Consider the following 24,325-nt stretch of genomic DNA (forward strand, 5'->3'; position numbering starts at 1 on the left):
CGACTCCTGTGATCGTTGATGCGGCTATTGAAGCCACAGTTATCGACCTCAGAGCAAGCCCAGTTGCTGCACCGGTGGTGTACGGTCCAATTCCGGTAACGACGGCAAGCCTGGCAAGCGCGCCATCAATTGACTATGAAAAAGCCGAGCCAGTTGCGGCGCTTCAAGGTTATCCGGAGTGTGCAGGAACACATAAGGTGTACGCCCTTCTTCGATCCAACTGGCGACCTTTGCCACCCACTGGACCAAGAAAGGGTCGTTGGCCTTTAGCACGGGGTGACCGATGAAGCGCACTTGCGGGAACTGAGTCAGCGCAGCCGGTCTGGCCGGAACCTTGGGTTTCTTCGATTGCGCATGCAGCACTGCGGGGTCGCTGGAGACGCAACTGAACAATGCGCGGGAATCCAGACAGATGCGCTCAACACCACGCTCCAGCAACAGGCGATTAAGCATGCGCTCTTCATCGCCCTTTTCGAAGAACGCCCTATTGCGTACCTCGACGGCCAGCGGGCACTGCAGTTCATCAATGAAGGTAATCAGTTCAGCAAGACGCTGCGGTGTGAAGCTGGCGGACAACTGAAGCCAGAAAGGAGCAACTCGCTTCCCCAATGGCGCCATCAACTGAATGAATGTTTGTGCCGCCTGCAATTGCAGGCGCAGATCACCACCATGGCTGATGTCGCCGGGAAACTTCGCAGTAAAGCGAAAATCATCGGGCAGCACTTCAGCCCAGCGCTGAACGGTGGAAGGCGCGGGTCGGGCGTAAAAAGTGGTATTGCCTTCGACGGCGTTGAAGACCTGTGAGTACAGGCCCAGAAATTCATTGCTACGGGCATCTTCGGGATAGAGTGATTGGCGCCAGGCGTTTTCACTCCATGACGGACACCCTAGAAAGTACGGCAGGCAGGAATCATTCAAACGTGGAGATCAAGCCCTGAAACTTCCAGATCCCAATCAACGAAGCTGGCGGTGGTCAGGTAACTGGCCAGGGCATTGGCGACGCGGGTGCTCATGGAACGCGGGAAGATAATGTCTTGCGGGCGTGCAGGAACATTGGCGGTAGAACTGGCCTGTGCATTACCACCCGAGCGAGCGTTCTGCGCTGGCTGCTGAGCAACTTCGGCGTCGTTTTCGACTTCTTCGAAGGTGCCATCAACGATCGCAGGCTGATTACGCGGCTTGCGTTTGATGGGGTATGAACGTTGTGATGGGCCGTCTATGCGCATTAGTGCGTACTCTGCATCTTATAGTGGCAATTTAACGTCACGGGTTAGTTGTTGCAATTACCCGAACGATAACTAGACCACACAAATTGAAAAAGTTTCGCAATAGGCGGGAAGTTATGGGTTTTAGGCGATGAAAGGTAGGTTTACCGGTGAAGATATCCACTGTAGGAGCTGCCAAAGGCTGCGAATGGATTCTTGGATATACCACCTTCGCAGCCTTCGGCAGCTCCTACAAGGAATGCATTGAGATCGGCGCTTTCTGTTATCGGGCTTTAGGCGTGGCCACTTTATCCCGCAAATAAACCGGCTGCGCTTCATCTGCGACGATGGCCTCACCGCGCTGCCAGGCGAAGGTCGCCAGGGTCAGTAAATCCTGAGCGTGGGGCAACATAGTCGCGTCGTGACCTATGACGCTGACCGGCAGACGCTCGGCATAGTCCCAACCCGTGCCTGACCCAAACCACTCACCACTGGCATCAGCGGGCAACGCAACTTGCTCTGGCGGAAGTACGGCTTCAGCGCCAAGCAAGCGCATCTCCCCCGCCACCTCGCGATAACACCCCCAATAAACCTCATCCATACGTGCATCAATCGCTGCAGCCACCTGATGCGCGCCATGTTCGCGCAAGGCCCGCTGAGCCAGAACTGCAAGATTGGAGACCGGCAATACCGGACGCTCCAGACCGAACGCCAGCCCCTGGACGACACCGATAGCAATCCGCACGCCGGTAAATGCACCCGGCCCCCGGCCGAACGCGATCGCATCCAGCGCTGACAGGCCGATACCGGCTTCAGCCATGATCGCTTTGATCATCGGCAACAGACGCTGAGCGTGCAGGCGCGGGATCACCTCGTAGTGGCTCAGCACCTTGCCGTCGTGCAGCAAAGCGACCGAGCAGGCTTCAGTGGCGGTGTCCAGGGCCAGCAACGTGGTCATCAGGGTTATCCATCAAGAGCAAAAAAGGGGCGCATTATAAACGACAAAACGGCCCGCAAGCGGACCGTTTGTTGACTCAAGCCAGCGTTATCAGCTCAGGGCTTCAAGCACTTTCCTGGTGATTTCTTCTACAGAACCGACACCTGCGATATGGCTGCACTTAGGCTTGCCATTCTTCGCTTCAAGTTTGCTGTAGAACTCAACCAGTGGTTTGGTCTGCGCGTGATACACGGACAGGCGATGGCGAACGGTTTCTTCGACGTCATCCTTGCGCTGCAACAGTGGTTCACCGGTCACATCGTCAATGCCTTCAACTTTAGGCGGATTGAAGATGGTGTGGTAGATACGGCCGGAGCCTTCGTGCACACGGCGGCCGGACATGCGCTTGACGATTTCTTCGTCGTCCACAGCGATTTCCAGCACGTTGTCGATTTCCAGGCCAGCCGCCAGCAGCGCTTCAGCTTGCGGGATGGTGCGTGGGAAGCCGTCGAACAATACGCCATTGGCGCAATCTGGCTCGGACAAGCGATCTTTGATCAGGCCAATGATCAGGTCATCGGAGACCAGGCCGCCGCTGTCCATGACGCTCTTGGCTTTAAGGCCCAGCTCGGTGCCAGCCTTGACCGCAGCGCGCAGCATATCGCCTGTGGAAATTTGCGGGATGCCGAATTTTTCGGTGATGAATTTTGCCTGAGTACCTTTACCGGCCCCGGGAGCTCCCAGCAGAATCACGCGCATCGATGTGCTCCTCAAATTTTTTATATGTAAACGTCGGATTCGCCACGCACAGACTATGTGAAACGCAGTATCGCCCACGTACACCGAAGGTGCCCGGTGCGTAGTAGTTTTCACATGGTCTTTACAGAACCAATCTCAAATAAGGTTCAAGCCGAAGAATGGCCAAAGGCTGATCAAGATACACAGCCGACACAAGTGGCACAAGCCGCCAAAAGTCGCAGTATCCGCCACCCGGTCAGAGGTAGCAGAGTGCGAGATTGGTTCAGTGGGCTTGAGGCAGTCAAAAGCACGCAAGTCATTGATGCTAATGGCGCACTGGCAATTGGCAGTGCGCCATTAGCGGACGCGCCGATTAACCGGTGTTGCGCAATCCGGCGGCAATACCCGCTACAGACACCAGTAGCGCCTGTTCCAGAGGACTGTCCAGACTTGCCTCGCGGTTGCGAGAACGGGCAAGCAACTCTGCCTGGAGCAGATGCAGCGGGTCCAGATAGGTATTGCGCAAGCTGATGAATTCAAGCGTTGCAGGACTGTGAGCCAGCAGTTGCGATTGCCCTGTCAGCCCCAGTACTACGGCACAAGCCTGCGACAATAGGTCGCGTAAATGCGTACCTAAATGTTGCAGTCGTGGCTCCACCAGACGTTGATCGTATAACTGGGCGATATCGTGATCTGCCTTGGCCAGAACCATTTCCAGCATGTCGATCCGGGTGCGGAAAAACGGCCATTGTTCACGCATCTGCCCCAGCAGTTCACCTTCGCCGCGCTCCAGAGCCTTGTTGAGCGCCGCTTCCCAACCCAGCCAGGCGGGCAACATCAGCCGCGTCTGGGTCCAGGCAAAAATCCACGGGATGGCCCGCAAGCTTTCGACGCCCCCTTCCCTGCGTTTGGCCGGACGACTACCTAACGGCAAACGACCCAGCTCCTGCTCCGGTGTAGCCTGACGGAAATACTCGACAAACTCCGGATGCTCGCGCACCACCGCGCGGTAGGCACTGACGCCGTCTGCCGCGAGGTTGTCCATCATTTCTCGCCATGCGGGTTGCGGCGGGGGTGGCGGTTGCAAGGTGGCTTCCAGCACAGCGGCCAGATATAGATTGAGGTTCTGCTCGGCGATGTCCGGCAGGCCGAATTTGAAGCGGATCATTTCGCCCTGCTCGGTGGTGCGGAAGCGGCCTGCGACCGAACCCGGCGGCTGCGACAGAATCGCCGCGTGAGCCGGGCCTCCGCCACGTCCAACGGTGCCGCCACGACCATGAAACAGTAGCAATTCAACTTGCTGGGCGCGGCAAATATCCACCAGTTTTTCCTGCGCCCGATACTGCGCCCAGGCCGAGGCGGTGGTGCCCGCATCCTTGGCGGAATCGGAATAGCCAATCATGACCTCTTGCGGGCCGTGCAGGCGCGAACGATAGCCTGGCAGGCTCAACAATTGCTCGATTGCAGGCCCCGCGTTATCAAGATCCGCGAGGGTTTCGAACAGCGGCACGACGCGCATCGGTCGTTGCAGACCGGCTTCTTTGAGTAACAGCTGCACCGCCAGTACATCCGAAGCCGCACCGGCCATTGAGATCACATAGGAACCCAGTGAAGCGGCTGGCGCGGAAGCTACCTCGCGGCAAGTCGCCAGCACTTCAGCGGTATCCGCTGCAGGTTTGAAATGCGCGGGCAGCAACGGACGTCGGCTATTCAATTCCCGCAACAGGAAATCAACCCGCGCCTGTTCGTCCCAATCCTCGTAACGGCCAAGCCCGAGGTAGTCGGTGATTTCGGTCATCGCCGATTCATGTCGGGTAGAGTCCTGACGTACATCCAGACGCACCAAAAACAGACCGAACGTCACTGCACGACGCAGACAGTCGAGCAGCGGCCCGTCAGCGATGACACCCATGCCGCAGTCGTGCAGCGACTGGAAGCACAGCATCAGAGGCTCAAGCAGTTCACGGTTGTCGTGCAGCACGTTATCCGGCGCCGGTTGCGTCACGGCCAAAGACGCCTGAGCCCAGTTACGGGTCGCCCGCAGACGCTCGCGCAACTGCTTCAGAACGGCACGATAAGGTTCGGCGCTATCGCCTGCGCGGGCACGTAATGCATCGTTGGCTTGTTGCATCGACAGCTCGGCTGCCAACTGATCAACATCACGCACATACAAATCCGCCGCCATCCAGCGCGCCAGCAAAAGAACTTCACGAGTCACCGCGGCGGTTACGTTGGGGTTGCCGTCGCGGTCCCCGCCCATCCACGAAGCAAAGCGAATCGGCGCTGCCTCTAGCGGCAAATGAAACCCGGTGGCCGCGTGCAAGGCATGATCAGCCTTGCGCAAATAGTTGGGCACGGCATGCCATAACGAATGCTCAATCACTGCAAAGCCCCACTTGGCCTCGTCCACCGGGGTAGGCCGTGTACGGCGAATTTCTTCGGTGTGCCAGGCTTCGGCGATCAAACGCTGCAAACGCTCTGTGATCTGCTCGCGCTCGGCGCTGCTCAAGTCGCGATGATCAAGAGCTGCGAGTTGGGCCGCGATAGCGTCGTACTTCTGAATCAATGTGCGGCGCGCGACTTCAGTAGGGTGCGCGGTCAGGACCAATTCGATTTCCAGCTTGCCCAGTTGCCGCGCCAAGGCTTCGGGAGCCTGTCCCGCGGCCTTGAGACGGTCGAGTAATTCAGGCAATACGCGAGACTCGAACGGCTGAGGCTGTGAATCGTCGCGACGCCGGATCAGTTGGTATTGCTCGGCGATGTTCGCCAGATTGAGGAACTGATTGAACGCCCTGGCGACCGGCAACAACTCGTCTTCGGCAAGCCCGTCGACGCTGGAGGTCAGTTGTTCGGCGCCCTCTGCCGAGCCACGCCGGCCCGCCTTGGCGCCCTTGCGAATACGTTCGATTTTGTCGAGAAACTCACCGCCGCGCTGCTCGCGAATGGTGTTCCCCAATAGCTCACCCAACAGGTGCACATCTTCGCGTAAACGCGCATCGATATCAGCCATCGTCCTTTACCCCCACTGTTTTTTTGTACGGGTGCCGCCCGCCAGTGCACGTCGCAACTGAACAAGCGTGCAGAAATCTGATCTACCCCTTGTGTACCAACAGTGCACCAAAATCATCGAGCACGCCAAATCCCTGTGAGAGAACCGTTTTGGAAGAACCCGGCTAATCTCATTCCTGAGCCATGGCTCAGTACTCAAGCAGACCTGCCGCAGGTGGGTAAATGAAGAGGCCCTTATGAAAATCCGTGAACTTGCCAACCATTGGGAAGAGAACGCCAAAGGACGGCTGACAAAGACCCGATATGCGATTCATCTGGACATGGAGTCCGCTGCACGCCTTAGCGCACTGACCGAAATGTATCCCAAGCATCATCCCGAGGAATTGCTCGGTGAGTTGATTGGCGCGGCACTGGAGGAGCTTGAAGCCAGCTTCCCTTACGTCAAGGGTCAACATGTGGTCACCACTGACGAAGAAGGCGATCCGGTTTACGAAGACGTCGGTCCCACCCCGCGCTTCCTGGCCCTTTCACGTCGCTATTTGCATGACCTGTCGGAAAAACAAGACGCCGAATAACACCGGTTTCCAGACCCGTGCCTATCTTGAAACGACCTGGCATTTACCCGCCAGGATCGTTTTTTCACACCATTCGTTCCCTGTTTCGACTAATTAATTGACGTCAAAAAAAACCTGAACTATTCAAAAAGCGCATGTGTCCGAGCCATTAGCCATTACAGAAAAGCCTACGGATAGCTAACGGCGCAGCCCTACGCTACCTCGCACGCTTCAGGCCAACGACTGTCATGGAACACTCAAGATTTTCAGGAGTTAAATAATGGAGTCGAACACGATGAATACGCTTACTGCCAAAACCAAGTCCACAGGTCTGCGCGGCCTGAAACTGACCGCACTGGCACTGGGTGCCAGCTTCGTACTCGCCGGTTGCGCTGGTAATCCGCCGACCGAGCAGTACGCCGTGAGCCAATCGGCCGTCAACAGCGCCGTCAGCGCGGGCGGCACCGAGTACTCCGCCGTAGAAATGAAATCGGCGCAAGACAAGCTCAAACAAGCTGAGCTCGCCATGCAAGAGCAGAAGTACGACGAAGCACGCCGTCTGGCTGAACAAGCTGAATGGGATGCCCGCGTAGCGGAGCGCAAGTCCCAGGCTGCCAAGGCTGAAAGAGCCGTGCAGGATGCCCGTCAAGGCGTCAACGAACTACGTGAAGAAGGTCTGCGTCAGGTGCAACCGGCACCGGCCCAGTAACCAGCGTTGTAACCAACGTTTTTCATGCATTTCGAATTCGATTTAAAGGACGAAACTATTATGCGCAAACAAGTGATGATCCCTGCCCTGCTGGCCATGAGCGTTGCCCTGGCCGCTTGCTCGACGCCGCCAAACCAGAATCTGGAACAGGCTCGCACCAATTTCTCGGCTCTGCAGACCAATCCGCAGGCTACCAAAGTCGCCGCTCTTGAAACCAAAGACGCCAGCGACTGGCTGGACAAGGCAGACGCTGCCTATCGCAACAGCGAAGATGAGAAGAAAGTTGACCAACTGGCTTATCTGACCAACCAGCGCGTTGAAGTCGCCAAGCAGACCATCAGCCTGCGTACTGCTGAAGAGGAGCTGAAAAACGCTTCTGCCCAGCGCGCCCAAGCCCGTCTGGATGCTCGTGATGCTCAGATCAAGGCACTGCAAAGCAGCCTGAACGCCAAGCAAACCGAACGCGGCACCCTGGTGACTTTCGGCGACGTGCTGTTCGACCTGAACAAGGCAGAGCTGAAGTCCAGCGGCCTGGTTAACGTTAACCAGTTGGCTACCTACCTGCGTGATAACCCGGATCGCAAAGTGATCGTTGAAGGTTATACCGACAGCTCGGGTTCCGATTCTTACAACCTGTCCCTGTCCGAGCGTCGCGCTAACTCCGTGCGCATGGCACTGGTGAAAATGGGCGTTGATCCAGCCCGTGTAGTTTCCCAGGGTTATGGCAAGGAATACCCGGTTGCTGATAACACCAGCGCTTCGGGCCGTGCCCAGAACCGCCGCGTGGAAGTCACCGTTTCCAACGACAACCAGCCAGTAGCGCCGCGTTCGTCGATCAAGTAAAACGCTGACGCTGCAAACCAAAAGCCCGGCCTGTGAAAACAGGCCGGGCTTTTTTATCGCTTACGTAACCCTGTAGGAGTGAGCTTGCTCGCGATAGCGTCGTGTCAGTCAACCTGTCTATCGACTGATACGACGCTATCGCGAGCAAGCTCACTCCTACAAGTACGGCGACGATTTAAGGCTGCAACTGCTGCGGCGTCTCCTGCCCTGTGCAGCGCACCGCCTGCTTCTTGCTGTTGATCAAAACTCCTGACAGCCCTTTCTGCGACGTATCGAACAACACCAGCACACCATCGATGCACTGCGCGACTTCTGCGGCGGGTGTGGCGGCGATTCTGTAGTCTTCGCCCGGCACGGTCTTGAGCATGGTGAACTCGTTGAGCAACAGCGCATCTTCCGGCTTGGCAAAGTGCAGATAGCCGTAATACCAAAGAGTCCCGACCGTGACGAAGATGGTGCAGATACCGGTGATGACCAGCGGGATAGCGTTGCGCTCTTCACTCATGGCGGTTCTCGGAAGTCTCTTTTTCGGGAGGTGTCGGGTAGTTAGGCACTTCAGCGAGACGACGCAGCCCGTTGAAATGTTCTGGGTCCTCCAGATAGCGGATCATCACCTGGCGCCATGTCGGGTCAGCAAACGTCTGCACATGGCCGCCACGGGTCAGTTGCAGTACCCGTGGCAGCGGCGCGGCCTGATAGAGGCTGATGCCGTTATCGAGTGGGACAAGGGTGTCGTCCATACTCTGGAATATCAGCATCGGCGTGCCCTTTAACTTCGGCAGGCCATTGATGGCGCTTTCCGCGTCGGGGATCAGCCATGAAAGGGGGGTTTTAAACGGCCAGGTCAGCCACGACGTGCTCAGCGTGTAACGAGCTACTTTACGGTAGCTGGCGGGTGCGCCATCGAGGATCAACGCTTTGAGCCGCGAGCGCTGCTGCGGATGCTCGGACAGGTAATGCACACCCAACGCACCGCCGATGCTCTGCCCCAGCACTACCAGTGGTTTGCCCTGCACTTCAGGGGCCTTGTTGAGCCAGTCGAATGCGGCGTCCACGTCCTGATAAATCGCAGGCAGGCTTGGCTCCCCCTGAGACAAGCCATAACCGCGATAGTCCAGGATCAAGACCTGATAACCCTGCTCCGGCAACCACCAGCTCCCTCCCAGATGCCAGGCCAGATTGCCGCCGTTGCCATGCAGGTGCAGCACCGTGCCTTTGACTTCAACGCCTTCTTTGGCAGGCAACCACCAGGCATGCAATTGTGTACCGTCGGCAGCAGTCAGGGTGACGTCGCGGTATTGCAGGTGGGCTTTTTCCGGGGTAAACGGCAGACCGGGTTCCGGGTAGAACAGCATGGAGCTGCAGCCGTTCAGGGACAAGAGCAGCGCGAGGGTGATGAGGAACTTCAAACGGGATTCCTTTTGTTTTCTTTGATGCGGCTCTGACCGACAAAACAACTTGAATGCAAATGCGCTTCCTGTAGGAGCTGCCGAAGGCTGCGATCGGATTCCAATGACACACCGCCTTCGCAGCCTTCGGCAGCTCCTACAAGGGATCAGTGTTTCTACAAAATATTCGAATAATCCGCTTCGATCCGGTCCAGGCTCAGGTGGTTCAAGAAGTTCGAGAAGCACATCCACGCAGACAGGGCATTCATGTCGCGGAATTGCTCTGGCAGGTACTTGGGCGGTACGACCAGACCTTCATCAACCAGTTGGCGCAGGGTCCGCATGTCTTCAAGGGTGGTTTTACCGCAAAACAGCAGCGGCACTTGTTCCAGCTTGCCCTTGCGTACGGCGAGCTGAATATAGTTGTAAACCATGATGAAACCTTTGAGGTAAGACAAGTCTTTGGTAAATGGCAGACCATTGGGCACCGAACCGCGGAACACCCGGCTGGCGTTGCCATAGCTTTCCGACATGCCAAAGCCTTGCTCACGATAGAACTCGAACACCTGAAGGAAATCAGCGCCCTCCTCGGCCATGTGAATGGCGCGAGTGCGGTTGGTCAGCTTGCGCAGACGACTCGGGTAGGAGGCGAAGGCGATGACTTCCATGAGTATCGCCAGACCTTCCTGCGTGACCGTCGAAGACGGCGGCCCTTTCGACAGGAACGTGCAGATCGGCTGATTCTGGCCATTCAGCGTGGTGCCCACATGCACCAGGCCTTCATGCACTTCCAGAGCACGGACATCGCGCTCGTTGAACATCGCGTCGGAGCGGATCTTGATGTAGTCGGCACCCGCCGCAGCGTCTGCAACGATACCGTCGGACTCGAATACGCGAATAGTGCTTTCAGCCTCACCAAACACTTTATTCAGACGGCTTTGCAGCAGCGACACCGCATCTTTGGCCGTGAGAAGTTTCGGCTCGTCTTTGAGGTCGCCGCGCCCGGCAATATTGTTGAGGTAGTCGGAGAGCATCAACCCCAGATCGGCAAGGGTCGGATCACCAGCATGAAACGCATCGGACGCTGCGCCGTACAACTCCTGGGAGATAAGACCGAAGTCCGCCGTGCCCCGCGCCTCCAGCATACGGACGACCATGCGGTATTCCTTGCACATGCGGCGCATGATCTGGCCAACCGGGTTGAATTGGCCCAGCTGACGGGTGATGTCGCGCTCGATGTTCTGAAATTCGAGCTTCAACTCAGAGGAGTCAAACCCCAAAGGTCGATTTTCGTAGTAGGCGCGATCCACTGCCGGTAGCGCCTTGCCTTTGGCCGCGAGAAAGTCCTTGCGCACTGTATCGTCCCACTTCACCGCATCCAGAACCCGAATCGGCGTCTGCGCTGCGACGATACGATCCGACAACGTTCGAATAGTCTGCTGGTACTCGTCCACCCCGTGCTCCTTGGTTAATTGGGCCTTGGTTGGTTGGGCCTTGGTGCTTGGGCGTGCGCCCTACTTCGACAGTCGCTGATAACGCGCGACCTCGAGGAAAACATCGGAATTGGCCGGGTCATTCAGGTAACCGAAAACCTGATCCAGAGGGCTGGTGATCAGCAGGCCCTCACCTTTCCCGGTTGTGATTTTTTCACCCGCCAGAGCCTTTTGCTCTACCCATTGCTTGAAGCGATCCATGTCCAGGTTGTAGACCACCAGTTCGCCGCTTTCCGCCAGTTCGAAGCCTGCCATCACGAAATGGCCGCCGTATTTTTCCGGCAACCCGGCACACAGATACCAACGAGTGCCATGCCGGGACACGGTAAAGGCATATTCATCGCGGTTTTTGCGATCCCCCTTACGATAGCTGACAGCCTTGTATTCGTTGCTACCTGCCCGGCTGACTTCCAGCTCGAGCGGCTCGCTCCACGCGTTCTTGCTGGTCCAGGTCCCCAGTAACTGCACAGGCGCGGCCTCGCGCGCCGGGATCGGATCTTTGAAGGTCACCAGACAGCCACTCAATAGCAGGAACGTCAAGGCGACGAACAGACGCCAGGCTTTCATTGGCTACTCCCGAAAGAGGGGGTTTCACTCGTCGACCGATTTTGTCGTACCCAATACCAGATGCATCTGACGAGTGAGAATACCGAGGTTTTCTTTGTCCGCGTCGGGCTGCGGGCCATGTAGCAGACCCTGATACTCCATCCGACACATTACCCCCGTCAACACTTGAGCGTCCTGAAGCGGTTGAACCGAGCCCATGACCTGCAAAAGGCGGCAGGCTCCCTGGAGCAGAATATCCTGATGGGCGTCCACCAGCCGAGCCAGCCTCGGGTTGATCAGAGCCTCGCAATGGAAAGCATGTTCGGCAATCAGATAATCGCGGCGGGTAGCCAGTTGGTGACGAATGTACTCCATGGACATGAAGGCGATTTCATCGGCCAGACGCGCACGTCCCGCCGTTGTGCCATCAGTGCGGCCGACCATTTCACGCAAGGTGACTTCGGTGCTCTCCCAGAGCTTGGCCATATAAGCGGCGCTGCGCTCGACATACTGGGAAAAGGCATCGGTAAGCAGGTCATCGATGTCCTTGAAGTAGTACGTGGTGGCAGACAGCGGTACGCCCGCTTCGGCAGCCACGGCGCGATGCCGTACCGCACGCACACCGTCACGGACCACGATGCGCATGGCGGCGTCGAGAATGTCCTGTCTGCGCTGTTCGCTGCCCTGGCGACTCGCCTTGCGCCCTTGATACTCAACACTTTTCACCACGGCGCTGGCTGCACCAGCGGCTCCATTTTGAGCAATCGAACGGGTCACGGCAGAAGTTTCCTTATACTTAACAACCAATTTTTTGTAGGAGCTGCCGAGGGCTGCGAAGCGTTCATTCTGACATACCGAGATCGCAGCCTTCGGCAGCTCCTACAAGTCCAGTGTTTACGGCGCGACAGCGCTGCGTCAGTAACAAAGGGCGATCTCCTACAGAAGATCTCAATTACAAGTGGCCAATGCCATTTACGCTGCAAATTTAAATCTATGCGCCTGAACTGAAGCTTTCACAACCTGAAACGTCACGCAAAAAAAAGCCGCCCATTACAGGCGGCTCTTTTTTCACGTCACTTACGCTTGTGGGCGCATGTGCGGGAAGAGAATCACGTCGCGGATCGACGGTGCATTGGTCAGCAGCATCACCAGGCGGTCGATGCCGATACCCTCACCGGCAGTCGGTGGCATGCCGTATTCCAGCGCACGGACGAAGTCAGCGTCGTAATGCATGGCCTCATCATCGCCCGCGTCCTTGTCAGCCACCTGGGCCTGGAAGCGCTCAGCCTGATCTTCCGCGTCGTTCAACTCGGAGTAAGCGTTGGCAATTTCACGGCCGCCGATGAACAGCTCGAAACGGTCAGTGACGTTCGGGTTTTCATCATTGCGGCGCGCCAGCGGCGACACTTCGAACGGGTACTGAGTGATGAAGTGCGGCTGCTCAAGCTTGTGCTCGACCAGCTCTTCGAAAATCATTACCTGCAGTTTGCCCAGACCTTCGAAGCCCAGCACCTTGGCGCCGGCTTTCTTGGCAATGGCGCGAGCCTTGTCGATGTCTTGCAGGTCAGCAGCGGTCAGATCCGGGTTGTACTTGAGGATCGAATCGAACACCGACAGACGCACGAATGGTTCGCCAAAGTGGAAGACCTTGTCGCCGTATGGCACGTCGGTGGTACCCAGAACCAGTTGAGCCAGTTCGCGGAACAGCTCCTCGGTCAGGTCCATGTTGTCTTCGTAGTCCGCGTATGCCTGATAGAACTCAAGCATGGTGAACTCAGGGTTGTGACGGGTCGAGACGCCTTCGTTACGGAAGTTGCGGTTGATCTCGAACACTTTCTCAAAGCCGCCAACCACCAGACGCTTCAGGTAAAGCTCAGGTGCGATCCGCAGGAACATTTCCATGTCCAGCGCATTGTGGTGAGTTTCGAACGGCTTGGCTGCCGCGCCACCCGGAATGGTCTGCAACATCGGCGTTTCGACTTCCAGGAAGTCACGCTTCATCAGGAAGCTGCGGATGTGAGCGATGACTTGCGAACGCACACGGAACGTCTCGCGCACGTCTTCGTTGACGATCAGGTCAACATAGCGCTGACGATAGCGCTGCTCGGTGTCGGTCAGGCCGTGGTGCTTATCCGGCAGCGGGCGCAGGGATTTGGTCAGCAGACGAACGCTGGTCATTTCAACATACAGGTCGCCCTTGCCCGAACGCGCCAGGGTGCCTTCAGCAGCGATGATGTCGCCCAGGTCCCAGGTTTTCACTGCGGCCAGGGTTTCTTCCGACAAAGTCTTGCGGTTGACGTAGACCTGAATGCGACCGGTCATGTCCTGAATCACCATGAACGAGCCACGGTTGAGCATGAGGCGACCGGCAACCTTGACCGGAATCGCTGCTTCAGCCAGCTCTTCCTTAGTCTTGTCCACGTACTGCTTCTGCAGGTCATTGCAGTAGCTGTCGCGGCGGAAGTCGTTGGGGAAGGCCTGACCCTTGGCGCGCTCGGCAGCAAGCTTTTCCTTGCGCAGGGCGATCAGGGTGTTTTCTTCCTGTTGCAGGGCTTGCGGGTCGAGTTGTTGGTCGCTCATGTCTTTAAATATTCCATCACAGGTTCGTTGCCCCCGCGTTTGCACGGGGGTCTTGAAGATCGAGGCTGACGGCCTTACAGCCCTTGTTTCAGGCTCGCGATCAGGTATTCGTCGATGTCGCCGTCCAGCACCTTGTCGCAGTCGCTGCGCTCGATGCTGGTCCGCAGATCCTTGATCCGCGAGGCGTCCAGCACGTAGGAACGGATCTGGTGACCCCAGCCGATATCGGACTTGGTGTCTTCCAGCGCCTGGGAAGCGGCATTGCGTTTTTGCACTTCCTGCTCATACAAACGCGCCCGCAACATTTTCATCGCGGTGTCTTTGTTCGCGTGCTGGGAACGTTCGTTCTGGCAGCTCACCACGGTGTTGGTCGGTACGTGAGTAATCCGCACGGCCGAGTCAGTGGTGTTTACGTGCTGACCACCGGCACCGGACGAGCGATAGGTATCGATACGCAGGTCCGACGGATTGATGTCGATTTCGATGTTGTCATCGATTTCCGGAGAAACGAAGACCGCCGAGAACGAGGTGTGGCGACGGTTGCCGGAGTCGAACGGGCTCTTGCGCACCAGACGATGAACGCCGATTTCGGTACGCAACCAGCCAAAGGCGTATTCGCCCTTGATGTGCACGGTAGCGCCTTTGATACCGGCGACTTCACCCGCGGACAGTTCCATGATGGTGGCGTCGAAACCGCGTTTGTCAGCCCAGCGCAGGTACATGCGCAGCAGGATGTTGGCCCAGTCCTGAGCCTCGGTGCCGCCGGAGCCGGCCTGAATATCAAGGTAGGCGTTGTTCGGGTCCATCTCGCCGCTGAACATGCGCCGAAATTCGAGCTTCTCGAGCGATGCACGCAGGCGTTCGACCTCGGCAGCCACGTCATCGACGGCGGCCTGATCTTCTTCTTCGGCGGACATCAGCAGCAGGTCTTTGGCATCAGCCAGACCAGAGGACATTTCATCCAGAGTTTCCACGATCTGGGCCAGCAGGGAACGCTCGCGGCCTAGTTCCTGGGCATAGCTGGGATTGTTCCAGACATTTGGATCTTCGAGCTCGCGGTTAACTTCGGTCAGACGATCATGTTTGTGATCGTAGTCAAAGATACCCCCGAATGGTTTCGGAGCGCTCGGACAGGTCCTTGATGCTGTTTAGGATCGGGTTGATTTCCATGGTGGGCAGCACTCGCAGGCGAAATTTTCAAAGCCGACGAGTATACCCGAGAGAACCGGATGAAGGCAGCCCGTTGGGCAGTGGTTTGGCGCGCAAGCCAATGATGCGGTGTGTGATCTGCAAATTCTGGTGACCTTATCGCGGGCAAGGACCGCTCCTACAGGAGGAATGCGATTTAAATGTGGGAGCGGTGCTTGCCCGCGATAAGGTCACCACGATTTCGCCTACGCCACCGAAACCTGATTACGCCCATTATGCTTGGCCGCATACAAACCCTTGTCAGCTTCCTGGATCAACTGACGGCTGTTGCTGCCCGGCTGTGGAACGATCGTCGATACGCCAATGCTAACAGTCAACGACGAGCCCGGTGTTGGCGCGATGTGCGGGATGTTCATGCCCGCGACGGTCATGCGCAGTTTCTCGGCCAGCAGGCGCGCCCCGCCCGGTGAAGTGCTGGGCAGCACCAGCGCGAACTCTTCGCCGCCGTAACGTGCAGGCAGGTCAGAAGGCCGGGCAGAGCTGGCGCGAATGGCCTTGGCCACCTGACGCAATGCTTCGTCGCCTTCAAGGTGGCCGAAGTTGTCGTTGTAAGCCTTGAAGAAATCGACGTCGATCATCATCAACGACAGCTGAGTCTGATCACGGGTTGCACGACGCCATTCCAGCTCCAGGTACTCGTCGAAATGACGACGATTGGACAGGCCCGTCAAACCGTCAGAGTTCATCAGGCGCTGCAAGACCAGATTGGTATCGAGCAACTGCTGCTGACTGACGCGTAAGGCGCGGTACGCTTCGTCCCGTTGCAACAGCGTCATGTAGGAGCGCGAGTGATAACGAATACGCGCCACCAACTCGATCGTATCCGGTAGCTTGACCAGATAATCGTTGGCACCGGCAGAAAACGCGGCGCTCTTGATCATCGGGTCTTCCTTGGTCGAGAGCACGATGATTGGAATATCTTTGGTCAGCGGATTATTGCGGTACTCGCGCACCAGCGTCAGGCCGTCCAGGCCTGGCATGACCAGATCCTGCAGAATGACCGTAGGCTTGATCTGGATGGCCTGAGCAATGGCCTGATGCGGATCAGCACAAAAATGGAAATCGATACGCTCTTCGTTGGCCAACCCTCGCCGGACCGCCTCGCCGATCATCGCCTGATCATCGACCAGCAACACCATGGCCGAGTTTTCGTCATCTGGCTGGAGGGAGTCCAGCTGCAAGTCATTCATTAAAGAACTCCTGATCAACGCCTGAACGTGAAGCCACCTGAATTCTCATCGGGCGAACACCTCTTTCAGGCGCATCGAAATAGTCTCCAGCGGTCTGATCTCGACCGCCGCATCAATGGCCGCTGCCGCTTTGGGCATGCCGTACACCGCACAGGATTGCTGATCCTGTGCGATGGTCAAATAACCTTGCTGACGCATGAGTTTCAGGCCTTGAGCCCCGTCGCGCCCCATGCCGGTCAGCAAAACACCTACCGCATCGCCGGTCCAGTAACGGGCCACACTTTCAAAGAAAACGTCGATCGATGGTCGATAGATTTCATTGACCGGCTCTGCCGTGTAGGCCAGCGTACCGTTCTTGAGTAATCGAATATGGTGGTTGGTGCCCGCCAGTAATACCGTGCCAGGTCGTGGCGGTTCGCCTTCCTGAGCGAGACGTACCGGTAGCCCGGACGAGGTGCTGAGCCATTCGGCCATACCGGCAGCAAACACCTGATCAACATGCTGAACGAGTACGATGGCGGCCGGAAAGTTGACCGGCAGTCCTTTCAGCAATTGTTCCAGCGCGGCGGGTCCACCCGCCGATGAGCCTATCGCAACCAGTTGCTGACGCTGACCGCTTGAGCGCACCGGTGCCGAAACCACCTGCTCAGAGCGCTGTTCTGGCCGCACCAGCCAGCCAATATTGAGGATCTTGCGCAACAGAGGCGCCGCAGCATCCTTGGGGTTGCCTGCACCGATTGCAGGCGTATCCACGACATCCAGCGCTCCATGGCCCATGGCCTCAAAGACGCGGTGCATATTCTGCTGGCGGTCTACGGTGACGATGACGATTGCGCATGGCGTTGCAGCCATGATTTGTCGCGTGGCTTCAACGCCGTCCATGATCGGCATGATCAGGTCCATGAGGATGACGTCCGGAACCAGTTCGGCACATTTACGCACCGCTTCGGCGCCATTGCCCGCGACCCACACCACTTCGTGCGCAGGCTCGAAGGCCAGGGCGCGACGCAGCGCCTCGACGGCCATAGGCATGTCATTGACGATTGCGATCTTCATGCCTGTGCATCCCCAATCAATTCAGCAACGGCATCAAGTAACGCATCGTCATGGAAACTGGCCTTGGCCAGATAATAATCGGCTCCTGCGTCCAGACCACGACGGCGATCTTCCTCGCGATCTTTATAGGAAACGACCATCACCGGCAGGGACTGCAATCGGGTATCCCGGCGAACCAGCGTGACCAGCTCGATACCATCCATGCGGGGCATGTCGATATCGGTGATAAGCAAATCGAAATCTTCTGCGCGCAATGCATTCCAGCCATCCATACCGTCCACGGCAACGGCCACTTCGTAGCCGCGATTGACCAGTAACTTGCGCTGCAACTCACGTACCGTCAACGAATCGTCGACCACCAGCACGCGTTTGCGCGATACAGCGTCAATCTGACGATTGCGTCGGTCGATACGCTCCAGGCGCCCGGTGTTAAGCAACTTCTCTACCGAGCGAAGCATGTCCTCGACATCGATGATCAACACCGCAGAGCCATCGTCAAGCAAAGCCCCCGCAGAGATGTCCTGAACCTTGCCCAGCCGTGGATCGAGGGGCAACACCACCAGCGTGCGCTCGCCTATAAAACGCTCGACCGCAACACCGTAGACCGCATCGCGCTCGCGGATCACCACGACCTTGAGCACGCCTTCGTTGCTCTGGCTTGCTGGCCGGTGCAGCAACTGGCTGGCGGCGACCAGCCCAACGTGACGCCCTTCATGCCAAAAATGCTGACGCCCTTCGATCTGGACAATATCGTCGCTGTGCACATCGCTCATACGCTCGATGTGTGCCAACGGGAAGGCATACGCTTCGCCGCCCACCTCCACCACCAGACTGCGCACCACCGACAGGGTCAACGGCACTTCCATCACAAACCGGGTGCCTTTGTTTGCCTGCTGATCGGCGAAGACCACGCCGCGCAATTGACGGACCATGTCATGAACGGCATCAAGGCCAACACCGCGCCCGGAAATCTCGGTGACTTTGTCTTTCAAGCTGAAACCGGGCAGGAACAGGAACGTCAGCAGTTCTTCTTCGCTCAGTTGCGACGCGGTTTCAGCAGGTGACAATTGGCGCTTGATGATGTTGCCACGCAGCCGTTCAAGGTCCACGCCACCGCCGTCATCACTGAGCTCGACCTGCAACTGGCCGGCTTGATGGGACGCCTTGAGGCGAATCAGTCCTTCTGCGGGTTTACCTGCAGCGAGGCGCGTTTCAGGCAGCTCGATGCCATGGTCTACGGCGTTACGCAGCAAATGGGTCAACGGCGCTTCAAGCTTCTCCAGTACATCGCGATCAACCTGGGTTTTTTCGCCTTCGATTTCCAGGCGTACCTGCTTGCCCAGTTCGCGTCCGAGATCACGCACCATACGCGCCTGACCGGCGAGCACATCGGCAAAAGGTCGCATCCGGCAAGCCAGCGCGGTGTCATAAAGCTCCTGCGCTCGCTGCCCCGCCACCCAGCCAAACTCGTCCAGTTCTGCGGTTTGATTGACCAGCATTTGCTGGGCTTCGGCCAGTAAACGACGCGCTTCATCCAAGGCTTTTTGCGCATCCGGGCCAAGGCCGGCCTCGCCAAAACTGGCCTCCAGATCGTCCAGCGCGCGGCTGCTGCCGGTCTGGATACGTTTGAGCCGCTGCATATTGGCCAGGTAAGGCTTGATGCGTTGCGTCTCGACCAAGGACTTACTCGACAAATCCAACAAGCTGTTCAGTCGCTCGGCAGTCACCCGCAGCACACGCTCGCCGGCCTCGGATGCCCGGCGATTGCGTCGCAGGGCAGGCGTAGGGACTGGCTCAGCAAGACTTTCTTCGGTAGATGTATCGGGTACTGACACTGACGGGGCCGAAAAACCCGACACCGGGTTTTCCGCTGGTAGATCGAGCGCGGGCAACGGATCACTTACCGGTGGCGCCGTTTGAGTCAGGGCCATCGCGCTCGCCAACAACGCATCGTCAGCGGACGGTGTTGATAACGTCGCGCCGCGCACCATGCCGCTGCCCTGGGCCATCAGGGTGTTCATACGCTCCACGTAAGCGTCGATATCGGCCTGGGCAACATTGCTGACGCCGGGCGTCGCGATGCGCATCAACAGGTCTGTGCCCTGCAACAACGCGTCGATATGTTCCGGCTGCAGGTAAAGCCGACCCTCTTGGGCGCTTACCAGACAATCTTCCATGACATGGGAAACGCTGACCCCAAAATTGACACCTACGATACGCGCCGCGCCCTTGAGCGAGTGGGCGGCGCGCATGCAGGCTTCCAGATGATCAGCCTGGGTCGGGTCACGCTCCAGCGCCAACAAGCCCGCACTCAATACTTGAGTCTGAGCTTCAGCCTCAAGAGTAAACAGCTCGAACAGCGAGGCATCGCGCATTTCATCTGGCGTCATGAAAGGCTCCGATTGACCGCCGACAACAGTTGATCTTCATCGAGCAGGCGCAGGCTGTAATCCTTCCATTGCAAGACACCACGGGTGAAACGTGCGTTGGCATGGGTTCCGGAAGTCGAGGCCGAGTCCAGCAGGTGTTCTTCGATGGCATAAATACCATGAACTTCATCTACCGGCACCACCACCGGGCCGCCCTCAGCGGCCACAATCAGCATGCGTGGCATGATCCGGCTCGATTGCGCAGGCACAACCGTCGTATCCAGCCCCAACAGCTCAATGAGGGAAAGGCAGGCAACCAGCGCACCCCGAACATTGGCCACGCCGAGCAGTGCCCGCGAGCGCTGATGCGGCAGGGAGTGAATGGCTTGCAGCGGAGCGATCTCTACCAGGCAACGAGTGGGAAAGCCCAGCCACTCCTCGCCCAGACGGAAAACCAGAATCGAGCGAGTCTTGGTCTTGACCTGCAGATCAGCGGTTTGAACATGATCATTGTCACTTCGGGTCAGCGCGTAACGATCCAGCAAGGTGGTCGCGGCCGCCGAATAGACCGGGCAGTTACGGCAATGAATGTGTTCGACCAGCAACGGGCACGACCGGTCGCCGTGAATACCGATGTGATTCCAGCAGTCATCAACGGCCTGGGCGTCTTCGTGAATGAAGCTCGAATAGCTATAGATTCTACTCATCGTGGGCTACCTTGCTTACTCACGCTGCGGGCCGCACGTTCATTGAGCCTGCGGGCGCCGGCGCTATCGCCCTGGGCCGCCAGCAATGCTGCAAGTTGCGCCAATGCCTCAGGGTGCTGCGGCTGCAAATATAGCGCCTTGCGGTAAAAGCCCTGAGCCTGGGCATTGCTGCCTTCGACCTCGCTGAGCAAACCGAGCCAGTAAAATACCTGAGCCTCGGGTTCATGACTCTTCAGGAAACGCTCACACGCGGCGCGCGCTTCAGCGCTTTTGCCCTCGTTGGCCAGGCTGGCGATGGTGGCGAGCAATGTCGCAACGTCGTCATTGCCCTTTGCTGCAGCACCGCTCCCCGCTCCCGCTACAACGGATGCGGATCGTTGCGGGGTCGTAAGCGATACCGTGGTCGGTCGTGGCTGAGGGCGCGAAACGCTTCGCGGGTTAAAACCCGGCGGAACCACCAATCCACTGCGCGGCGAGGGTTCAGCAAACGGTGCTACAGGTTCCTGCGACGCGTTGTAATGACTGAACGCGAAGGTCTGAGGAATGCCAATCGAGCGCATGCCCATGCGCGTCAACAGGCTGCCTTCGGCTGGCCCGATAAACAAAATCCCGTCATCGCGGGTCAGGCGCTTGAGCACTTCAAACACATGCTTCTGGGTGGGCTGATCAAAATAGATCAGCAAGTTCCGGCAGAACACAAAGTCGTAAGCCGTCTGATTGATCAGTGCCGGATCAAGCAGGTTGCCGGCGCGAAAACTGATCCGTTCACGAACCCGGGCCTGTAGCTCAAAACCGTCTTCGGTCGCATTGAAATAGCGATCGCGGTATGAAATGTCATCACCACGAAACGAGTTTTTACCGTACACCCCACGCTGTGCGCGCTGGATCGATATCGGGCTGATGTCCATTGCGTCGATCGCAAACTGTGGCGCCAGAACGTTAGCGTCCAGCAAGGCCATGGCAATGGAATAAGGCTCTTCACCAGTGGAACACGGCAGGCTGAGGATACGAATCGGCCGCACGCCGTTCAGCTCGGCGATGCGTGCCTTGGCGAGGTTGCTTAACGAGACAAAGGATTCCGGATAGCGAAAAAACCAGGTCTCGGGGACGATTACAGCCTCAATCAACGCTTGTTGTTCGTCTGCTGACGACTGCAGAAGCTGCCAGTAACCATCGCTGTCGATGACTTTAGTGGCCAGATAACGCTGGCGTACCGCACGTTCGACGATTGCCTCGCCCACCGAAGCAACATCAAGGCCGATACGGTCCTTGAGAAAACTGAAGAAGCGCGCCTCATGACTCATGGCGTCTCCTCGATAAATTCAAGCTCCGAGGGCTGCGCCGGATAGAGCAACTCGCGGACCTGATCACTGAGCAGGTCCTGAACGCGGATCCATTGCACCAGCCCTGAAGCATCTTCACGCACCGGCCCCAGATAAGAAGCATCTGGGCTATCCAGACCGTAATCCTTGAACTCGTCTGGTGCGCATCGCAGCATGTCGGTGGCCTGCTCGATAATCAGCCCGAGCAAGCGCCTCGGTTGTTCGGCATCAACCTGATAGTGCACCAGCACCAATCGCGTGCTGGTGCGCGACTTGGCGGTCTGGCCGAACGCCAAAGCGGCGAGGTCGATTACGGGGATCATATCGCCGCGATGGGCCAACACTCCCGCGACCCAACGTGGAGCCTGGGCAATGGCCTTCAGTGGCAGACGCGGCAGCACCTCGGCGATTTGCACCGCCTCCAGCGCATAGCGTTCGTCGCCGATACGAAACAGCAGGAACAACTTGTTTTTCGGCACCACCGAAGAACTGCCGCGACTGACCGGTTGATCGCTCATGGTCAGTACTCAGACTTTGAAACGCGAAACGCCGCTGCGCAAACCGACCGCCACCTGACTCAACTCATCAATGGCAAAACTGGCCTGACGCAAGGACTCCACGGTCTGGCTGCTGGCATCGCCCAACTGCACGAGCGCCTGATTGATCTGCTCGGCACCGGTGGCCTGCGCCTGCATGCCTTCGTTGACCATCAACACCCGAGGCGCCAAAGCCTGCACTTGATGAATAATCTGCGTAAGTTGTTCGCCCACCTGCGTAACCTCGAACATGCCGCGACGCACTTCCTCGGAGAACTTGTCCATGCCCATCACACCGGCAGACACCGCCGACTGGATCTCACGGACCATCTGCTCGATGTCATAAGTCGCAACGGCAGTCTGATCAGCCAGGCGACGCACCTCAGTCGCGACCACGGCAAAACCACGGCCATATTCACCGGCTTTTTCCGCTTCGATGGCAGCGTTGAGCGACAGCAGGTTGGTCTGGTCGGCGACCTTGACGATGGTCACGACCACTTGGTTAATGTTGCCCGCCTTCTCATTGAGAATGGCCAGTTTGGCGTTGACCAGATCGGCCGCGCCCATGACCTGATGCATGGTGTCTTCCATGCGCGCCAGGCCCTGCTGGCCAGAACCGGCAAGGATCGAAGCCTGATCCGCGGCGCTGGTCACTTCGGTCATGGTACGGACAAGATCACGAGACGTGGCAGCAATTTCCCGGGACGTCGCGCCGATCTCGGTGGTCGTCGCAGCGGTTTCTGTAGCGGTGGCCTGCTGCTGCCGCGAGGTAGCAGCAATTTCGGTGACTGATGTCGTGACTTGCACCGATGAGCGCTGGGCCTGAGATACCAGGCCTGTCAGCTCAGTCATCATGTCGTTGAAGCCGGTTTCCACGGCGCCGAATTCGTCCTTGCGATCCAGATTGAGTCGTTTGCTCAGATCGCCCGTGCGCATGGTCTCCAGAATACTGACGATGCGCTGCATCGGCGACATGATCGAACGCATCAGCAAAAGCCCACACGCCGTTGCGGCAATAATCGCGACGAGAAGAGAAAGGCCCATGCTGATTTTTGCGCCAGTAACAGCGACGACAATTCGGTCAGTAGCGTCATCAGCCACTTTCTTGTTGATGACAATGATGTCGTTCAGTTGCTTACGGCCCAGCGACCATACGGGCCTGGTCTGATCGTAAAACTCTGTCTTGGCTTTGAGGTAATCACCGCGCTGAAAATTGGTATGCACGTCATTGAGGAGGCGTGTATAGGTCTCGCGCTGCCGCTCGAAGTCGGTGAAGTTTGCCTTGTCGGCGTCGTCGAATATGGTTTGCTTGTAGTTGTCGACCTGCTGCTGGAGGCGCGCCTCGAAATCTTTGAACTGGTCTTTTTCCGGGCCCGTCAGCTCACGTCCTTCGCCTTCACCAATCAATTCAAGGGTGCGAATGTAACTTTCGCCCCAAGCGCTACGCAGCAGGGTGCTGTAGTACACGCCCGGCAGTGCATCGAGGCGAACTTCTTCTTCACTGGACTGGATCGATAACAGACGGGAGAAAGAGACGACAACCATCAAGAGCATGATGGCGATAATTACGGCGAAACTCGCCAAAATCCGTTGGCGTAAGGTCCAGTTCTTCACGGTCATCCCTCAAGAGTTCAACACCGGACTTCACGCCGGGTTCAAGAAGCGGACCGACGAACGGCCCAACGCGGCCTGAGTATAGCCCACGCTCCTACAAACTTAGGGGGTAGTTTCAGAGAAAAATTAGGCACATTCCCGCTAACTCCCAAGAATTTTCTTACAGGCCTTAGGTATTCGAATGAATGCAGGGGTTACATGGGGCGTTGTAGATGGGTGTTTGGGGCTAGCTTGCCGCAGGAACTGCGGGAGATTCTATGTTTGCCTGTAAGCGCTGGCCTCGCCTCGTAGGACTGGCTTTAGCCGGGAGAGCGGTATTT

At 57.6% G+C, this 24,325-nt stretch carries 22 protein-coding genes; 3 read left to right on the forward strand and 19 right to left on the reverse strand.

Features of this window, described 5'->3' with window-relative positions; translation table 11 throughout:
- Positions 1 to 48: 48 nt before the first annotated feature.
- The 5 genes from ABRP31_RS20520 to ppc all read right to left on the reverse strand — a co-directional run bounded on the left by ABRP31_RS20520 (position 49) and on the right by ppc (position 5,890).
- On the reverse strand, positions 49 to 918 hold the full coding sequence (locus ABRP31_RS20520; protein ID WP_349970330.1) for a DUF72 domain-containing protein: 870 nt from the start codon (positions 916 to 918) through the stop codon (positions 49 to 51).
- Positions 915 to 1,226 carry a hypothetical protein gene (locus ABRP31_RS20525; RefSeq protein ID WP_349970331.1) on the reverse strand — a complete coding sequence of 104 codons (312 nt, stop codon included), beginning with the start codon at positions 1,224 to 1,226 and terminating at the stop codon, positions 915 to 917. Before ABRP31_RS20525 ends, ABRP31_RS20520 begins: the two co-directional genes overlap by 4 nt.
- A gap of 262 nt (positions 1,227 to 1,488) precedes the next feature.
- Positions 1,489 to 2,163: a tRNA (adenosine(37)-N6)-threonylcarbamoyltransferase complex dimerization subunit type 1 TsaB gene (gene tsaB, locus ABRP31_RS20530; protein WP_349970333.1), complete on the reverse strand. Its 675-nt coding sequence runs from the start codon at positions 2,161 to 2,163 to the stop codon at positions 1,489 to 1,491.
- A gap of 90 nt (positions 2,164 to 2,253) precedes the next feature.
- Positions 2,254 to 2,901: an adenylate kinase gene (gene adk / locus ABRP31_RS20535; protein ID WP_349970335.1), complete on the reverse strand. Its 648-nt coding sequence runs from the start codon at positions 2,899 to 2,901 to the stop codon at positions 2,254 to 2,256.
- 352 nt (positions 2,902 to 3,253) lie between these two features.
- Positions 3,254 to 5,890, reverse strand: coding sequence for a phosphoenolpyruvate carboxylase (gene ppc / locus ABRP31_RS20540; RefSeq protein WP_349970337.1), 2,637 nt, complete (start codon positions 5,888 to 5,890; stop codon positions 3,254 to 3,256).
- 235 nt (positions 5,891 to 6,125) lie between these two features.
- On the opposite strand from ppc, the gene ABRP31_RS20545 reads away from it, so the two are divergent.
- From ABRP31_RS20545 to ABRP31_RS20555, 3 genes are all read left to right on the forward strand, one after another.
- A complete protein-coding gene (locus ABRP31_RS20545) occupies positions 6,126 to 6,464 on the forward strand; it encodes a pilin assembly protein (protein WP_087274097.1) in 339 nt (112 codons plus the stop codon).
- A gap of 259 nt (positions 6,465 to 6,723) precedes the next feature.
- A complete protein-coding gene (locus ABRP31_RS20550) occupies positions 6,724 to 7,152 on the forward strand; it encodes a DUF4398 domain-containing protein (protein WP_087274099.1) in 429 nt (142 codons plus the stop codon).
- A gap of 60 nt (positions 7,153 to 7,212) precedes the next feature.
- Complete coding sequence (locus ABRP31_RS20555) at positions 7,213 to 7,995, forward strand: OmpA family protein (protein ID WP_087274101.1); 783 nt, start codon at positions 7,213 to 7,215, stop codon at positions 7,993 to 7,995.
- Positions 7,996 to 8,170: 175 nt separating this feature from the next.
- On the opposite strand, the gene ABRP31_RS20560 is transcribed toward ABRP31_RS20555, so the two are convergent.
- From ABRP31_RS20560 to ABRP31_RS20625, 14 genes are all read right to left on the reverse strand, one after another.
- Positions 8,171 to 8,500: a hypothetical protein gene (locus tag ABRP31_RS20560; protein WP_349970341.1), complete on the reverse strand. Its 330-nt coding sequence runs from the start codon at positions 8,498 to 8,500 to the stop codon at positions 8,171 to 8,173.
- A complete protein-coding gene (locus tag ABRP31_RS20565) occupies positions 8,493 to 9,350 on the reverse strand; it encodes an alpha/beta hydrolase (protein WP_349970484.1) in 858 nt (285 codons plus the stop codon). The genes ABRP31_RS20560 and ABRP31_RS20565 overlap by 8 nt, the downstream gene beginning before the upstream one ends.
- Positions 9,351 to 9,559: 209 nt before the next feature.
- On the reverse strand, positions 9,560 to 10,837 hold the full coding sequence (locus ABRP31_RS20570; RefSeq protein WP_087274105.1) for a flavohemoglobin expression-modulating QEGLA motif protein: 1,278 nt from the start codon (positions 10,835 to 10,837) through the stop codon (positions 9,560 to 9,562).
- A 60-nt stretch (positions 10,838 to 10,897) separates the two neighbouring features.
- Positions 10,898 to 11,443, reverse strand: coding sequence for a hypothetical protein (locus ABRP31_RS20575; protein ID WP_349970343.1), 546 nt, complete (start codon positions 11,441 to 11,443; stop codon positions 10,898 to 10,900).
- A 24-nt stretch (positions 11,444 to 11,467) separates the two neighbouring features.
- A complete protein-coding gene (locus tag ABRP31_RS20580; protein ID WP_087274109.1) occupies positions 11,468 to 12,199 on the reverse strand; it encodes a TetR/AcrR family transcriptional regulator in 732 nt (243 codons plus the stop codon).
- Positions 12,200 to 12,499: 300 nt separating this feature from the next.
- The gene (gene lysS / locus ABRP31_RS20585; protein WP_349970346.1) at positions 12,500 to 14,002 is read right to left on the reverse strand and encodes a lysine--tRNA ligase; all 1,503 of its coding nucleotides are present in this window, start codon (positions 14,000 to 14,002) and stop codon (positions 12,500 to 12,502) included.
- Between the two features lie 74 nt (positions 14,003 to 14,076).
- Positions 14,077 to 15,172, reverse strand: a protein-coding gene (prfB, locus tag ABRP31_RS20590) for a peptide chain release factor 2 (protein WP_144443302.1) whose coding sequence is annotated in 2 segments (ribosomal slippage) — positions 14,077 to 15,099 and positions 15,101 to 15,172 — 1,095 coding nt in all. Because the reading frame shifts where the segments join, the coding sequence is not laid out codon by codon here.
- A gap of 224 nt (positions 15,173 to 15,396) precedes the next feature.
- The gene (locus ABRP31_RS20595) at positions 15,397 to 16,401 is read right to left on the reverse strand and encodes a PleD family two-component system response regulator (protein ID WP_087264505.1); all 1,005 of its coding nucleotides are present in this window, start codon (positions 16,399 to 16,401) and stop codon (positions 15,397 to 15,399) included.
- Between the two features lie 45 nt (positions 16,402 to 16,446).
- Positions 16,447 to 17,457 (reverse strand): chemotaxis response regulator protein-glutamate methylesterase, encoded by a 1,011-nt coding sequence (locus ABRP31_RS20600; protein ID WP_349970349.1) that lies wholly within the window; start codon positions 17,455 to 17,457, stop codon positions 16,447 to 16,449.
- The gene (locus tag ABRP31_RS20605) at positions 17,454 to 19,847 is read right to left on the reverse strand and encodes a hybrid sensor histidine kinase/response regulator (protein WP_349970351.1); all 2,394 of its coding nucleotides are present in this window, start codon (positions 19,845 to 19,847) and stop codon (positions 17,454 to 17,456) included. The genes ABRP31_RS20600 and ABRP31_RS20605 overlap by 4 nt, the downstream gene beginning before the upstream one ends.
- On the reverse strand, positions 19,844 to 20,533 hold the full coding sequence (locus ABRP31_RS20610; protein WP_087264508.1) for a chemotaxis protein CheW: 690 nt from the start codon (positions 20,531 to 20,533) through the stop codon (positions 19,844 to 19,846). The genes ABRP31_RS20605 and ABRP31_RS20610 overlap by 4 nt, the downstream gene beginning before the upstream one ends.
- Complete coding sequence (locus tag ABRP31_RS20615; protein WP_349970353.1) at positions 20,530 to 21,837, reverse strand: protein-glutamate O-methyltransferase CheR; 1,308 nt, start codon at positions 21,835 to 21,837, stop codon at positions 20,530 to 20,532. The genes ABRP31_RS20610 and ABRP31_RS20615 overlap by 4 nt, the downstream gene beginning before the upstream one ends.
- The gene (locus tag ABRP31_RS20620; protein ID WP_349970355.1) at positions 21,834 to 22,373 is read right to left on the reverse strand and encodes a chemotaxis protein CheW; all 540 of its coding nucleotides are present in this window, start codon (positions 22,371 to 22,373) and stop codon (positions 21,834 to 21,836) included. Before ABRP31_RS20620 ends, ABRP31_RS20615 begins: the two co-directional genes overlap by 4 nt.
- A 9-nt stretch (positions 22,374 to 22,382) precedes the next feature.
- Entirely contained in the window at positions 22,383 to 24,005 is a 1,623-nt protein-coding gene (locus ABRP31_RS20625) for a methyl-accepting chemotaxis protein (RefSeq protein WP_087264938.1), read from the reverse strand.
- Between the last annotated feature and the right edge of the window lie 320 nt (positions 24,006 to 24,325).

Source organism: Pseudomonas caspiana, assembly GCF_040224095.2.
In the GTDB taxonomy this organism is placed as follows: Bacteria; Pseudomonadota; Gammaproteobacteria; order Pseudomonadales; family Pseudomonadaceae; genus Aquipseudomonas; species Aquipseudomonas caspiana.